The following is a 15,492-nucleotide window of genomic DNA, read 5'->3' on the forward strand; positions in this document are numbered from 1 at the left end:
CTTTCCGACGACATCTCTGACAGAGGATTACCCGGTGAGCACTGGATGCAAACACCTCTTGAATGATCATAGCACTTATTGCAGACCAGCCTGCCGCATATAGCACATGTATTCAGCTTCCCGACGGAACCACATATGGAACAAATACCAGCTCTTTCCATTGGGTAATACTCAGTTGATACGGTTAAAATAACCATCGGTTATTATTCACAGAAACAAGATAATTAAAGCAAAAAAGATAGAAGAACAGGCCAACCAGAGTCCTGCTCCATTCCACATTATTCGATGATAGCACCCTTGCTTGCAGAACTGACAAATCTTCTGTATCTTGCAAGGTAACCGGTTACTTTCTTCTCCACAGGTACGAAAGATTCTCTGCGCTTTTGAAGTTCCTCTTCTGACACCTTGAGGTCAAGTTTTCTTGCAGGAATATCAATCTCAAGGATATCACCTTCCTGTACAAGACCTATTGGACCGCCTTCCTGAGCCTCAGGAGAGATGTGACCGATGCATGGACCTCTTGTCCCGCCGGAGAAACGTCCATCTGTTACCAGAGCAACCTTGTCTATAAGACCCATTCCTGCAATAGCAGAAGTTGGTGAAAGCATCTCACGCATACCAGGGCCACCTTTCGGACCTTCGTAGCGTATGACTACCACATCACCTGCAACTATTCTTTTTGCAAGAATAGCTGCCATTGCATCCTCTTCACTGTCAAATACCCTTGCAGGGCCACTGTGTTTAAGCATCTTAGGGTCAACAGCTGCCTGTTTGACAACTGAGCCATCCGGAGCAAGACTGCCCTTCAGTACAGCTATACCACCCTCTTCATGAATTGGTGATTCGAGTGTACCCATGATCCTTGCATTGAGCTTTGGATTTATAATAATAAGATCATCGAGATTCTCTCCCACTGTCTTTCCATTTACAGTGATCTCATCAAGGTTCATCTTTGAACCCAGTCTTGACATGATAGCCTGAACACCACCTGCCCTCTCAAAATCGATCATGTAGTTTTCCCCACCGGGCTTCAGTGAGATCAGATGAGGAGTTGTCCTGCTCAGCCTGTCAAATACATCAAGCGAGAGGTCGAGCTCAAATGCATGGGCAATTGCCGGAAGGTGAAGGGTCGTGTTGGTACTTCCACCGATAGCCATGTCCACCATTATAGCATTCTCAAATGACTTCATAGTGACTATGCTGCGAGGATTGAGACCTTCATGGACCATAGAGACGATGCGTTCACCGGATTCCTTGGCCAGCCTTATCTTCTTTGCATCTGCTGCATGAGCAGTACCACAACCAGGAAGACTGAGACCAAGTGCCTCGGTCATGCATGCCATGGTGTTTGCAGTATACATTCCGGCACATGAACCGGCACCGCTGCAGGAACAATCTTCGAGGATCTTCAGCTTTTCATCAGATACTTTCTCAGACTGACATTCACCTACTCCTTCAAAGACGGATATGAGATCACGAGGTTCATCATCCACATAACCTGGCATCATCGGGCCGCCAGTCACAACGATCGCAGGAATATCAAGCCTTCCTGCCGCCATAAGATGACCGGGTGTTATCTTGTCACAGGCAGTGATCATAACCATACCATCAAGCTGATGGCCCTGAAGGACAAGCTCAATGGAATCCTCGATAGCTTCACGGCTTGGAAGGGAATACTTCATACCTTCGTGCCCCATGGCAATCCCATCACATATACCGATAGTATGGAATTCGAATGGCACACCTCCGGCACTCCTGATGCCTGCCTTTACAGCCTCTGCAACCTTATCAAGATGAATATGACCGGGAATGAGTTCGTTCCGGGAGTTCACAACTGCGATGAACGGTTTTTTCATTTCAGAATCCGTTACGCCGGTTGCCTTCAAAAGTGAACGATGTGGTGCACGTTCGAGTCCTTTCTTGGTCTTGTCACTTCTCATTAGAAAACCTCGTTTACTGCTATACTTAAGCTACTATACGTAATAGAGAAAGAGGTATATAATAAATGCGTGCTACCGGGCAATTTCACAGAGGACAGGCAATCACTATGAAACGTATTCAGCCCATATGCGTAATAATTTACATGACCATAAAGATCAAATGAACCATCATACACATGCATACGAAATAATATTACAAATTCATATTTATTCATACGTATGATAATAGATACTCGTGTATGATATGCCCATATGAAAAAAAAAGTAACCATTAGTTTAAATATTGCATATCGCATTCCCCTAATAAATCAAATCCAAATCCATCCAAAACACTGCGTTTCAAGGAATAGTGGCTGAATTAGACACTAAATGGACAAAACCACATGCCACATAATATAAAAAGATCATAAAAATCAGAATATAGTCCAGAAACAGCAACATCAAACAATACAGCAAGTGATGAATGAAAGAATATATTCATATATAGCTATATAATAATGTATAGATATTAATTAAAATAGAATAAATAATACATATTTTACTGAATATGAGAGCAATAATAATTGACGGATACGTGGATGAACCGGCCTGCTTCGGAGTTCCACCATACATATCCCCATACATCAGATATATTGCAGGTGCATTAAGAGAGAGAGGATTGCAGGAAAGAGACATATCCTACTTCACTATAGACGACATACGCAAGAACCCTGCAAAGGTCTCTGATATCATACAGAAAGCCGATATAACCATAGTAGTTGCAGGCATGACAGTTCCTGGAAAATATCTGCGTTCCACACCCATAAGTATCGGAGAGATAGAAAGCATATTCAGTGCATCCAATGGAACAAATATACTGGGCGGACCCATAAGACTCGGTTTCTCAATGGAAGGAGGCAGGAAAGCAGAACGCAGCCTCCTGGACAACACTGACGCAACCATCTGCAGAAAGGATATTGAAGCCTTTGTCTTTGACATACTTGCCGAACAGAACACCAATCATCAGGAAGTCGAACATCGCTTCAGGTCAGTCACAGAGATAGGCAGATGGGCGCTAAATGGTGCCTTCATCATCGAACAACATCCGGACTACCCCAATGTGATGTGCGAACTTGAGACCTACAGAGGATGCGGGCGTGAAAGACATTGTTCATTCTGCACGGAACCATCGTATGGAAGTTCCGATTACAGGCCCATAGAAGATGTTATATCAGAAGTATCCGGGCTTTACAAAAGAGGAGCCAGATATTTCAGAATAGGCAGGCAACCGGACATACTCAGTTACCATGCAAAGGACAAAGGCGGACACATCCCGGAACCAGACCCTGATGCTATCCTGACCCTCTACAAAGGCATAAGGAATGCAGCACCACAGCTAAAGGTGCTGCATATGGACAATGCCAACCCAGGAACAATAGCAACCTATCCTGAACTCTGCAAAGATATATTCAAAACAATTGTTAAATACCATACATCAGGTGACGTGGCTGCCCTTGGAATGGAAAGTGCTGACCCGGATGTTGTGAAGGCAAATGGATTGAAGGCGATGCCCGATGATGTCTTTGAGGCCATCAGGATGATCAATGAGATAGGCAGGACCAGAGGTAGCAATGGGATGCCTGAACTTCTACCAGGGATCAACATCGTGCATGGCCTGATGGGAGAAACAAAAAAGACATTCGACATGAACTATGATTTCCTTAAACGTGTCATGGACTCAGACCTGCTGCTGCGAAGAATAAATATCAGACAGGTGATGGCATTCCCGGACACGCCAATGTACGGCAATGACAAACTTGTAAAAAAACACAAGCAGATATTCCTCAAGTACAAAGAGAAGATAAGAAAGGAGATAGATCTCCCGATGCTACAGAAAGTGGTACCCGTTGGAACAATACTAAAGGACGTACTCTGCGAGGTCAACGACGGAAAGATGTGTTTTGGCAGGCAAATGGGATCATACCCACTCCTGGTAGGAATTCCCGCCAGTATGCCACTCAACAATTTTACAGACATCACCATTACACGCCACGGCCACAGGTCGGTCACCGGAGTGCCATACCCGCTTAATATCAATAGCGCACCCCTGCAACTCATACAGGAGCTTCCGGGAATCGGAAAGAAACAGGCGATCGAAATACAGAAGCATATCCCATTCTCAAGCAAAGAAGACATGATAAAAAGAACAGGCAATGAAGGAATACTGCCCTACATTGACCTATAATGCAGTTCCATAGACTGAACACGTCAATCCAGATACTTCCTGATGAAATCCGCATCCTTGAGTATCTTGAAACTGACAAAACCACCGACAAAGAGATTCATATAGAAGGTAAATGCCCTCCAGGCAATGACTGCTATACCCAGGACCGAGGATGACACGAACAAAGAGAATACGGTGGTCCCCGCAAATTCTGCAATACCGCTTGCACCAGGTGTTGCCGGTATCACTATAAGGATCATTATGATCACCTGTGATGCAAAGACGACCACAGGGTCAGGGTGCTGATTCAGTCCTATCAGTATCACATAGAGCATTGAGAAGTCCACGAACCAGAATCCAAGAGTGTGGAATATCCCAAAAGCAAGACCCTTTCTACCTTCATTCGTAAGTACTGAAATGCTGTCGTGGAAATGTTCAAGCTCGGAGTCAACCCTGCACAGAACCTTCTCAAGAGCATCATCAGTTTTCTTTCCCAGAAGAGGGGCAAGTCTATGGACGAGGAAATATACGACCTTCTTTGTTGGTTCCGGCCTCCATAGTGCATACAAAATAAGAATAAGTATGAAAACCAACCCAACCTCTGCAAAAAAGAACATTGCATCGAACATAGAGTCCTTCAGAACACCACGTATGATATATATCGAGATAGGAGCAAGTGCCAGTATGAGAATACCATCAAGTACCCGTTCCCCAAGTACTACAGCAGTGGCCTTGCCCAGAGGCATCTTCTCACCATGGAGTAAATGGATCCTGAGCGGCTCACCACCAAGGGAAGAAGGAGTTATCGAAGCCGCCAGCGTCCCCGAGGTCACGATCTCGACCGACCTCATATAGCCAACATTATGACCAAGGGCCCTGCAGAGAGATCTTGTCCTCATACCCCATATCACATATGTAAGAGCATGTATGACAGCTGCTGCAAGCAGATATTCCGGCCGGAGTTCCGCCAGAGCGGCAAACGTATCTGAATCAAAGGTAAAAATAAAAACTACCAACCCGGAAACAAGGCTGATAAGTAATGATATGACAATCCATTTCTTTAACTTGTTCATATCCCAACCACATCTAAACAAAGGCAGGCATTCGTATTAAGAGTTGTTCAGAATATCTTCCCTGACCCGCGTCCTAGCAGGAATAGAGACCTTTGGCCACACCTTGATATCAGAATGAACAGTGACATCATCACCAATAGTCACATCCGGCCCAATGACAGTACCATTCTCAAGACTACAGTTTTTGCCCACCTTTGTATCATTATCAATAATAGAGCCGGAAACATTAGAATTATCCCCTATTGTCACACCATTGAACAGGTATGAGGACAATATCCTCGAATCATCCTGTATAACACAATTGGAACCAATGGTCGTGTAAGGACCGATAAGAACATTGTCACCTATAGTCGTATTTTCCCCTATCACAATAGGACCAACGATAGCCGAGTTTGAACCCACCGACACATTATGACCAAGAGCAACAGGACCCTTTATACGAGCATCCTTTGTCCTGAAATGACCTTCAATGGTCGTGCCGGGAAGAGTTTCAAGCATCCATCGTTGTGCCTGCCTGTAAGCCTGAGGACTCCCCACATCAGTCCACCTGCCAGTTGCAAGAAGACCATTTATCTTCCTTTTTTTAGCAAGGATGTCAGGAAAGAGGTCCTTTGCAAAATCATATTTCGTATTCTCCGGGATCCAGTCGAATATCTCAGGATCACATACATAGATCCCCGTACTTGCAAGATTACTGAATATCTCACCGGGACCCGGTTTTTCTAAGAAGCGGCGTATCCTGTTATTAACATCCATATCCGCAATACCGAACTCCCGCGGATCATCAATGGAAAGAAGACCAATAGTGACAAGAGCATCCGTCATTTCATGGAACCTGTGCATCTCACGGAGATTCAGGTTCATTACATGGTCCCCACCAAGAACTATGAAAGGTTCATCACGCAGGTATTTCTCCGCGTTCTTTACGCCGCCTGCCGTCCCAAGTTTATCCTTCTCATAGACATAATCTATATGAACACCGAATATACGCCCGTCTCCAAGCTGCTCTTCTATCTTATCGGCCATGTAGCCAAGGGTTATAACAATATCATTGAAACCTTCCTTTGCAAGATGTTCTATGAGATGTACAACTGAAGGCTTGTTCAAAATAGGAATACTTGGTTTTGGTCTTGCAAATGTCAAAGGACGGAGCCTGGTGCCCTCCCCGCCACACATGATACAGGCTTTCATATTTTAGTATGAGGTTATTTTTTGCATATATCTCTAGCGACTAACAATTAATTTTTACAGACCCCTTATTCCAGGACACTGACATCTTTGGCATCCTGAACGACCACCTCGAGCTCACCCATGTATTCCTCAACAGTACCTTTAATGAATAGATGGTCATTCGCAGTCACCTTTGAATCAACATCCTTTGCACCATTGCCTGAAGGTACAAAGACCATGACAACCCCCTGACCATAGTCAATATCCAGCACAAGATGATCGCCTGTATAGGTGAATTGCTTTGAAAGCACCTCACCGGTGAATTGAACATTATCCCCCGGTACAGAAGAAGAACTGAATCCACCAACACCACTCGCATTCCCATCGGAGAAGAACGTAGCATAGGCTATTCCCAGTGACAGCAGAGCCATGCACAGAAGAATAACAACGATCTTTTCTTCTTTTTCCATATATGAACCATTGATTCAGGCTTTTTCTATGGAGACAAGCTCTATTGTGAATGTCAGATCATTGCCAGCCAGATTATGATTACAATCGATCGTCACATTCTTATCAGAGATATTGACAATCGTTCCCACCTGACCCTGATAAGTAACTTTCTGACCAATCACAGGAGTGATATTAACAGCCTGGAAGTCATCAATTGACAAAGGTATAAGAAGTTCAGGACAATAAGCGCCATACGCTTCCTCCGAAGGGATTGTCACAGTTTTCTCATCGCCAACACTCATACCTATTACAGCATCATCGAATCCCTTTATCATCTGACCGGCACCGGCTGTGAAAGATAGTGGTTCATATGTCCTGTAAGGATTATAGACATCTTCGGCCTTTGCAACTTCTTCAATAGAAGTATCGAACACAGTCCCATCATCAAGACTACCTGTATAGTTCACAGATATGTAGTCACCGGACTCCACCTTTTGAGATGTATCGGATTCAGTACAGCCACTGACGAACAAAGATAAGAGAAGCAAAATGAATAATATTTTCTTCACAGGATCACCATTGATTTTCAACTATTTTATTTCATGATCAGAAGTACAGGTATGAAAAATCATATACATCAAGAATAATTTAGTGTGTTACTTCAAGATATATAAGAGTTCTGAAATAAAGATAGATGAAAGTTATATATGGAAAACATATGTTAAGAAAGTTTCATACACATTTCACTAAATAGATAGAAAAGTACATATAATATATAAATGCAGTATATACATGTGCAATTGTTGCAGCACATCAATAATCACTGGTGAGAATAATGCACATTGAACATGCTAACAAAACTAGATTAAAAAATAATACAAAAGGACAGATAGGGATAGGGACCCTTATCATTTTCATTGCAATGGTACTTGTAGCAGCCGTTGCTGCCTCTGTCCTGATACAGACATCCGGAGTACTCCAACAGAAAGCCCAGAGCACTGGAAAAGAAGCAACAAAAGAGGTTTCATCTAACCTTATGGTCCAGAAGATCGAAGGATATAGAGCAAAGAACAGTGCCAGCGATATGGCAGAAACACTCGACCTGCTGAAGATCACTATAGGATTGAACGCTGCCAGCGAACCGGTAGACCTCAAAGAAGTTGTCATAAGTATCACAGATGGGTTCAGAACGAATAATCTGATATACGCAGGGAACACGAATAGCAGGGCACCAACGCCCGGCGTGGCAGGAAACATGTCAGGATTTAGTGATAGTCCGGCAATAAATCTGGAAAAGGCCCTTACTGAGAACTCTACACTGGGCAACCCCGGAGCGAATGTGACATACGTGAACTCCCAGACATATTTCACTGTTGAAAAGATAAGAGACGAAGACGATTCGTTTTCCCAGTCACAACCAGTACTTACTACTGGTGATTTTGTTGTGGTCTACGTACCTACAGTATCCCAGTCATCTGTAGACGCCGGATACACCACCCTGAAAACGATCAACGTTTCATCCACACTGAAATCCTCTGGCCTGAACCTTGAACCCAGGGCTACCGTGAACATAGTAGTGACACCTGAAACAGGAGCATCATCATACGCAGACTTCATTCTGCCCACTACATTCGGAAGCTATGAAATGGTACAACTGTACCCATGACAGGACAAAAGAACGAATCATACCAGTGACTTTTAACTTTTCTTTTTTACTCTCGACCTGAACAGGACAAAATTGGATATTTAAGTCTATAGGCCTGCCTATGTAATTTCAGAATTCAGATAGGGAACAAACAATTACACGAACATGCAACACTGTCCTTGCAGTTCCGGCAAAAAAGTAAGTGGACTGGTCGGGAATTGAACCCGAGGCCTCTACCATGCCAAGGTAGCGATCTTCCCCTGATCTACCAGCCCGGAATATCAAGTCATACAGAACATTATCAAACATAAACCTATCGCTGCAAGCCAATGAGCAAAGAAGACATATTAAATAAATTAATCCAAAAACCAGCTTCCGAGCGAAACGTTAAAGTATCTGTATGCGTATTTGGAGTGTCGCGTGATGAAGAGCATCATGCGAGACACAAGCAATGTGGGCCCGTAGCTTAGCTAGGTGGAGCGCACGGCTGATAACCGTGAGGCCCTGAGTTCGAATCTCAGCGGGCCCACCATCATACATCTTATACTATTTTTCTTGCAATATCAATACGAACTAAATGCAATTTATTTTATCTATGTGATCTGGAGTATTTATTAGTACTTGACTTGAGAGATCCTTCCAGGCCAATTATATTTCAGCTCATCCCCGAGGTCCAGACAACATCATTCGTAAAGACCACACCTTTTTGGAGAACGTTACATTGGATTATAAAGATCCATAATCAATGATCTGCGCTTTTCTTTCATCCTTTTAAATTTAAATTCAGCTAAAAGTATATTATCAAAAATAGATGTTGTTGACTTTCTATTATAATATAAAGAATATTAATATATAATAAATTACAATAATAGTAATTAGAATTCATAGCAATGATCCCGGATACATGTACAGGACATATCGCATCAACAAGTATCTTGTGATGAGAATACCTGTAAACAGACATATCCTAAAAACGAAGGATCAAAACACACAAAGTGCATATTAATCTGGTGATTTTGGATGAGAGAGAAAAAACCTAGTGGCATGAACGAAAAAGAGTATGAGATTGTAGAGCTATTAAGGAAATTGGACATAAACCGACCTGTAGCTTTAACCCTTGCCTGCCTCTCATGCGGAGACGAGATCACATCCCGCGACATAGAGAGAAATTCAAGCCTCAGACAACCCGAGGTCAGCATTGCAATGAGATACCTCAAAGAAAATGAGTGGGTAGACATCAGGGAAGTGAAGAAGACAGAAGGTAAAGGAAGACCTGTAAAACTATACAGGCTTATAACCCCACTGGACGAGATAGTCCAGAGCATTGAGCAAAGGATCCTGCTGGAAAGCAGTTATGTGCTCAATAATATTGAGAAACTAAAGCGACTCGCATAGACGAAGCTTTTTCTTTTTTCCTGCTGCCTCTGGCAGCAAAAAACCTTTTTTACAGGGAACTTTATACTCAATAGTAAGTAATTTTCCTATCGAAGATTTTAAGTTAAAAAGGGATATTTAACAATCCCGATCCCCATTACACTAACGGAGTTAATCTTTTGAGTACTATAAGCGAAAAAATATTCAGCCGTGCTTCAGGAAAAGAAGTAAAGGCAAATGATTTTGTGATCGCAGATGTTGATTTTGCCATGGCACATGATGGCACAAGTGTCCTTGCAGTCAAAGCCTTCAAAGAGATGGAAGAAGAAAAGGTCTGGAACCCGGAGAGAATAGTCATACCTTTCGATCACCTCACACCTGCAAATACTGACACCACCGCCGGACTACAGAGCGAGATACGTGAGTGGATCAGGGACCAGGGCATCAAGAACTTCTATGATGTCGGAGAAGGGATCTGCCACCAATTACTTCCTGAGAATGGATTCGCCCTGCCTGGTAAACTCATAGTCGGAGCCGACTCGCATTCATGCACCTATGGAGCTTTTGGGGCATTCGGCACCGGAGTAGGAGCCACTGACATGGCAGAGATATTCTCATCAGGAAAACTCTGGTTCAAGGTACCTGAAAGCATAAAGATAACTGCTGAAGGAAAACTGAACGATGGGGTCTATGCAAAGGACCTGATCCTTAAAATGATAGGCACACTCGGAATTGCTGGTGCAACCTATAAGGCTGCTGAGTTCTATGGAAGCACCATCGAATCACTTTCCATGTCCGGCAGGATGACCCTCAGTAACATGGCAATTGAGATGGGCGGTAAAGCAGGCATAGTACCACCTGATAAGACCACATTTGACTTCCTTGAAGGCAGGGCTGCTCAGGAATACGAACCAGTCTATGCTGATGAGGATGCCATATACTCAAAAGAATACGATTTCGATGCAACTGAACTTGAGCCTCAGATATCCATACCACACCAGGTAGATAATGTGAAGGACATATCTGATGTCAAGCCCACAAAGCTTGACCAGTCCTTCATAGGTACATGCACCAATGGAAGACTTGAAGATCTGGAAGTAGCTGCGTCCATCCTGAAAGGAGAGAAGGTCGCAATCAGGACGATAGTAGTGCCAGCATCACGTGGCGTTCTTGTTGAAGCTGTCAGGAAAGGCATAATTGAAACTCTCCTTGATGCAGGTGTTGTGGTCGGACCACCTGGCTGCGGTCCATGCCTTGGAGGACATATGGGAGTCATAGGTAAAGGCGAGTCATGCATCTCAACCGCCAACCGTAACTTCAAAGGAAGAATGGGAACCGGAGGATCCATCTATCTTGCATCTCCTGCTACAGCAGCAGCGTCTGCTCTCACCGGAGAGATCACTGACCCTCGTGAAATATAAATGCAAGAATGAAGAACATATGAGTGGAGAAATTAGAATGGAACTTGACAAAGCAAAACTTGATCACCTCATAGGGCACTGGATAGAGCATAACGATAGCCACAGTACAAGTTTCAGTGAGTGGGCAACAAAGATAGATGATGCAGGCTACAAAGATATAGCTGAAGATATAAGGCTGGCAGCATCGAAGATGGACGAATGTTCCGAGCTGTTGAAAAAGGCCAGAACAAAGCTGGAGTAGTCCGGAACACACCATGATCAGGCCAGTATTCAGGAAACTGAGTGGCATAATACTCATTTTTTTGTGCATTGTATTCCTTTCGGGAATGGCAACAGCTTCCACAAGTGTTAGCATTGTTCCATCCTCACATACGGCAGGACCAGGAAAGGACCTCACATTAGAGGTCCATGTCAAGCCGGATACGGCAGTAGCAGGCTTACAGTTCGATCTGAGCTATGATAACAGACTTGTAGACATCAACAATATCAAAGAAGGAGACTTCTTTGCAAGCACCGGTTCAGCTGTGATGTTCAATCCAGGCATTATTGATGAACAGAAAGGAACCGTATCCATGATCTACAGCGCAGTCATCATGGGAGATCCGGTTTCAGATGAAGGTATCTTTTGCACGATAGATATCACAACAGGATATAATAATGGACCATGTGAGCTCAGGATCACAGATGTTGTTCTGGGAGACGTGAATGGGAACGAATTGCCTGTTGTGACCTTTGACTCAATAATAAATATTGATGTTGCATCAGAAAATGATGAAGAAGCAGACAGCAACGACGAAGGCACCGAATTTAATATCATCCAGAAACAGGACGAAGAAGCCATTGCATCACAGGAACCGGAACAAAGTGGTACTGGTAATGAGAATTTGGAAGCGGTCTTTGCTAGCATAGATGACCCGGAAGGAGCAGGTGACCTGAACGAGAATGAAGAAACGGAGTTCACCAGTACCGGCGCGTCAGGTGTAACAATGTTAGCTCTTGCAGTAATAGCTTTTTTTGCAATTGCATATTTCCTTGACAGGAAAAAATAAAGAGGATAATAAAAAGGGGAACATCCCCTTCGCTTTTATCCTAAGATAAATTTGTTCTTTTTCAGAGAAAGATTAACTCTCTTACTCCTTACCTTCCAAGTTCTGCATGAGCCCTTGCAAGATGGCCTGCAGCCTGTGCACCTACCAGTGAGATCTCACCTGCAAGTACGGCTGAGGCAATTATCTCAGCGAGTTTCTTTGCATTGGAACCCGGAGGAGTGCCTGAACCGCTTACACCAAGCATCCTCAGGCAATCCAGCTGTGGACCAAGGTTGGTACCGCCTCCCACAGTACCGATCGCCATTGCAGGAAGAGTGACTGAACAATACAGGTCACCATACTGGGTGATCTCCATTGTGGTAATGGTGCTGCTACCCTCTACAACGTGTGCAGGGTCCTGTCCACAGGCAATATACATTGCAGCTATTATGTTCGCAGCATGTGCATTGTATCCGAGGGAGCCGGCCCTTGCAGAACCAAGCAGGTTCTTGCGATAGTTTACCTCTACCATGGTCTCAGGTTTGCATTTCAGTCGTTCAGACACAAGTGATGCAGGTATTGTGACATCGGCAACGGTCGTCTTACCCCTTCCAAGAATGTTGTTGATAGCTGCCGGTTTCTTGTCAGTGCACATATTACCTGAAAGTGACACAGGTATGGCACCAAACTCATCCTCAATCAAACTGAGAACAGCATCTGTAGCAATAGTTACCATATTCATCCCCATAGCATCCTTGGTATCATATGAGAAACGTACATACACAGTATTACCAGTTACAAATGCCTTCACATCGATAAGTTCACCAAAGCGTGTGGTATCTGCTGCCTTGGCCTTCATGCGGGAAAGAACTGAAGGGTCGTTCAGCCAGTCAGCAAATTCCTTTGCACGGATCACATTCTCAAGCCTGAACACAGGAGCACGTGTCATTACATCCTGGAATATACGGACATTTGCACCACCTGAACGGGTAATTACAGAACAGCCCCTGTTAACACTTGCAACAAGAGCACCTTCTGTTGTGGCCAGTGGCAACTGGAAAGAATCATCTGCAAATTCACCATTCACTTTAAGAGGACCGGCCACACCCAGAGGAACCTGAATTACACCGATCATATTCTCTATGTTCTTCTTACTTGCATTCTCAACATCTATTGAAAAGTTCTGTATGTGATCGAAATTGAAGTCAGAGCTTTCCTCAATAGCATATCGTCGTATCATGACAGCAGTTTCTTTATCGGTAAGGCTGTCAAGTTTGTGAAAAGATATCTCGCCGGAGATAACACCCTCTAGCAACTCTTTTTTTTCCCTGTTAAGTTCAGTTCTTGATGTCATGTTCATATCCCTCTGTAAGATCGGTAAAACAGCAAAGCAGATAGTATCTTTTTTATAAGTACGGACTTGGTCACAATGATACAAATAGTTCACGCCTATTTGTTTTCAGCATGCTGAGATAGAAAATGAGCGGTCGATAAAATAAAATACGTGCTTTTTTATATTAGGATAACATAATAAACAATATTCTAAAAAGTACAAGTATCATATACTTTTTAATGAAAGCAGATACTAATAATATATGATCACTAAGTTTGGGAATATAATTTAATTTAAAACATTTAAGGTGGTTTAAAATGACAGGTGCTGACCCATCAGAGAGAGTGAATACCGGGATATCCGGACTGGATGAAATGTTGCGCGGAGGATTCTTCAAAGGAACTGCAAATGTCGTGTCAGGAAAATCTGGTACTGGTAAAACGATATTTGGAACACAGTTCATAGCTGAAGGAGCAAAGAACGGTGAAAAGGTAATGTGCATCATCACCTCAGAAGAATCAAAATCAATTGTCAGAGAGATGAAAACATCCTTTGGCCTGGACCTTGAGGAATATGTCGAACAGGGATTACTCACCTTTGTAGATATTACAGACCCAAGCCTTCGCCTTCAGAAGAGTGTCGAGATCGCACCATCCGAACTTATCAAAAGCTTTAAGAAACTGGTGGAAAGCAAGATAGAGGATATACAGCCAACACGTATCTTCATCGATTCAATAGAAGCCCTCTTCCTTGCAATAGAATCAAATTACAAACTAAGAACACTGATAGATGATGTTTTCAGCGTGTTCCGCAAGCATGACGTGACATCCGTAATAACCGTAGGGGCAATGTTCGGACTGGACGAGATGGTAGAATATGGTGCTGACTCCGTCATTAAGCTGGACCGTATAATCGCAGGTAACAACCTTCAGCGTTCCATCTATATTATGAAGATGAGAGGATCAGGCACAATAAATGAGGTAAGGGTCCTTAACATATCAGATAATGGTATGTCTGTGCTTGCGCAGTCACCATACCTCGATTAAGTAGTGGCATCAAAAGCCACTCACATTACTTTTTAATACATTTCTCAGAAAAGATACCAGTCATTATCGTTGGTATTATTCTGTTCATCTTCGCTCCTGATATCATTCTTCAGACCTTTTCCTGAAATGTCTGCAATTGCATCGGAAAAGTCACGAAGATAGCTGGTTTGATTCAGGCTCCCATAGATGAACTTCTTTCCTGGCTGGACCTGTGAATTGATGGTCCCTTCTTTGGGCACAATGGTCACATCAACACCTGACATCTCAACCGCCAGTTCCATTGCTTTCCTGAAGTCACCAATGCAGTAAGCGATACGATGCTTGTAGTTATCCCGGGTCTTCCTTAGATACTCCGCAAGACGTTGACTTTCCATTTTAATGAAATCACGTTTTACCTTTGCCACATTGCATTTACCAAGCATGAACTGATAGTCCATGAAAGGGTATTCGGTATCTAACTCCCTCGGAGTTATCCCACATGTTCCAAAGACCACCACATGAACCTCTTCAGGTCCAAGGATCCCGAAGATAACTTTATCGAATATCTTGTGTGAAGGACTTTCATGGTATGGTTTTTTCTTGGCACACGGGACAAAGATACAGACATCTCTGACCGGAGCCTCATATTCACTCAGTACCCACTCGTTTGCACGTATCATATCAGGGTGATAGATAACTTCATCCGTATCCAGAGGGAGATCGGACCTTTCGTCTTCAGGTATTATTGTCAAGGAAGGGGAGATTCTGGCAAACTATATATATAATTGACGCAATCTTTATTCGGTTTTGTGTAAATTGCACAAAAAGCA

The 15,492-nt window shown here is 43.4% G+C and carries 14 protein-coding genes and 2 tRNA genes; 8 read left to right on the forward strand and 8 right to left on the reverse strand.

Going from position 1 to position 15,492, the window contains the following annotated elements; genetic code table 11:
• Positions 1-278: 278 nt before the first annotated feature.
• Positions 279-1,940, reverse strand: coding sequence for a dihydroxy-acid dehydratase (gene ilvD / locus V7O63_RS11495; protein WP_340818696.1), 1,662 nt, complete (start codon positions 1,938-1,940; stop codon positions 279-281).
• A 547-nt stretch (positions 1,941-2,487) separates the two neighbouring features.
• On the opposite strand from ilvD, the gene V7O63_RS11500 reads away from it, so the two are divergent.
• Positions 2,488-4,164, forward strand: a complete 1,677-nt coding sequence (locus tag V7O63_RS11500; RefSeq protein ID WP_340818697.1) for a radical SAM protein — start codon at positions 2,488-2,490, stop codon at positions 4,162-4,164.
• Positions 4,165-4,187: 23 nt separating this feature from the next.
• Here V7O63_RS11500 and V7O63_RS11505 read toward each other — a convergent pair whose 3' ends face one another.
• The 4 genes from V7O63_RS11505 to V7O63_RS11520 form a co-directional block, all read right to left on the reverse strand.
• Entirely contained in the window at positions 4,188-5,216 is a 1,029-nt protein-coding gene (locus V7O63_RS11505) for a flippase-like domain-containing protein (RefSeq protein ID WP_340818698.1), read from the reverse strand.
• A 36-nt stretch (positions 5,217-5,252) separates the two neighbouring features.
• Positions 5,253-6,407 carry an NDP-sugar synthase gene (locus V7O63_RS11510; protein WP_340818699.1) on the reverse strand — a complete coding sequence of 385 codons (1,155 nt, stop codon included), beginning with the start codon at positions 6,405-6,407 and terminating at the stop codon, positions 5,253-5,255.
• Positions 6,408-6,472: 65 nt separating this feature from the next.
• Positions 6,473-6,856 (reverse strand): OB-fold nucleic acid binding domain-containing protein, encoded by a 384-nt coding sequence (locus V7O63_RS11515; protein WP_340818700.1) that lies wholly within the window; start codon positions 6,854-6,856, stop codon positions 6,473-6,475.
• 15 nt (positions 6,857-6,871) lie between these two features.
• On the reverse strand, positions 6,872-7,405 hold the full coding sequence (locus V7O63_RS11520; RefSeq protein WP_340818701.1) for a peptidylprolyl isomerase: 534 nt from the start codon (positions 7,403-7,405) through the stop codon (positions 6,872-6,874).
• 266 nt (positions 7,406-7,671) lie between these two features.
• On the opposite strand from V7O63_RS11520, the gene V7O63_RS11525 reads away from it, so the two are divergent.
• Complete coding sequence (locus V7O63_RS11525) at positions 7,672-8,502, forward strand: archaellin/type IV pilin N-terminal domain-containing protein (protein ID WP_340818702.1); 831 nt, start codon at positions 7,672-7,674, stop codon at positions 8,500-8,502.
• A 182-nt stretch (positions 8,503-8,684) separates the two neighbouring features.
• Here the strand turns inward: V7O63_RS11525 and V7O63_RS11530 are convergent.
• Positions 8,685-8,756: transfer RNA gene (locus V7O63_RS11530), tRNA-Ala, on the reverse strand.
• A gap of 180 nt (positions 8,757-8,936) precedes the next feature.
• Here V7O63_RS11530 and V7O63_RS11535 point away from each other — a divergent pair.
• The 5 genes from V7O63_RS11535 to V7O63_RS11555 all read left to right on the forward strand — a co-directional run bounded on the left by V7O63_RS11535 (position 8,937) and on the right by V7O63_RS11555 (position 12,325).
• Positions 8,937-9,013, forward strand: a tRNA-Ile gene (locus V7O63_RS11535).
• Positions 9,014-9,525: 512 nt separating this feature from the next.
• Entirely contained in the window at positions 9,526-9,876 is a 351-nt protein-coding gene (locus V7O63_RS11540; protein ID WP_340818703.1) for a transcriptional regulator, read from the forward strand.
• Positions 9,877-10,043: 167 nt separating this feature from the next.
• A complete protein-coding gene (locus V7O63_RS11545; protein WP_340820839.1) occupies positions 10,044-11,276 on the forward strand; it encodes a 3-isopropylmalate dehydratase large subunit in 1,233 nt (410 codons plus the stop codon).
• Positions 11,277-11,313: 37 nt separating this feature from the next.
• Positions 11,314-11,517, forward strand: a complete 204-nt coding sequence (locus V7O63_RS11550; RefSeq protein ID WP_340818704.1) for a hypothetical protein — start codon at positions 11,314-11,316, stop codon at positions 11,515-11,517.
• A gap of 13 nt (positions 11,518-11,530) precedes the next feature.
• Positions 11,531-12,325, forward strand: a complete 795-nt coding sequence (locus tag V7O63_RS11555) for a cohesin domain-containing protein (RefSeq protein WP_340818705.1) — start codon at positions 11,531-11,533, stop codon at positions 12,323-12,325.
• 88 nt (positions 12,326-12,413) lie between these two features.
• Here V7O63_RS11555 and hmgA read toward each other — a convergent pair whose 3' ends face one another.
• Entirely contained in the window at positions 12,414-13,658 is a 1,245-nt protein-coding gene (hmgA, locus tag V7O63_RS11560) for a hydroxymethylglutaryl-CoA reductase (NADPH) (protein WP_340818706.1), read from the reverse strand.
• Positions 13,659-13,954: 296 nt separating this feature from the next.
• On the opposite strand from hmgA, the gene V7O63_RS11565 reads away from it, so the two are divergent.
• Positions 13,955-14,683, forward strand: coding sequence for an ATPase domain-containing protein (locus tag V7O63_RS11565; RefSeq protein ID WP_340818707.1), 729 nt, complete (start codon positions 13,955-13,957; stop codon positions 14,681-14,683).
• Positions 14,684-14,727: 44 nt separating this feature from the next.
• On the opposite strand, the gene V7O63_RS11570 is transcribed toward V7O63_RS11565, so the two are convergent.
• Positions 14,728-15,414, reverse strand: coding sequence for a DUF5591 domain-containing protein (locus V7O63_RS11570; RefSeq protein WP_340818708.1), 687 nt, complete (start codon positions 15,412-15,414; stop codon positions 14,728-14,730).
• Positions 15,415-15,492: the final 78 nt, after the last annotated feature.

Origin of the sequence: Methanolobus sp. WCC4 (genome assembly GCF_038022665.1) — an archaeon.
GTDB lineage: Archaea > Halobacteriota > Methanosarcinia > Methanosarcinales > Methanosarcinaceae > Methanolobus.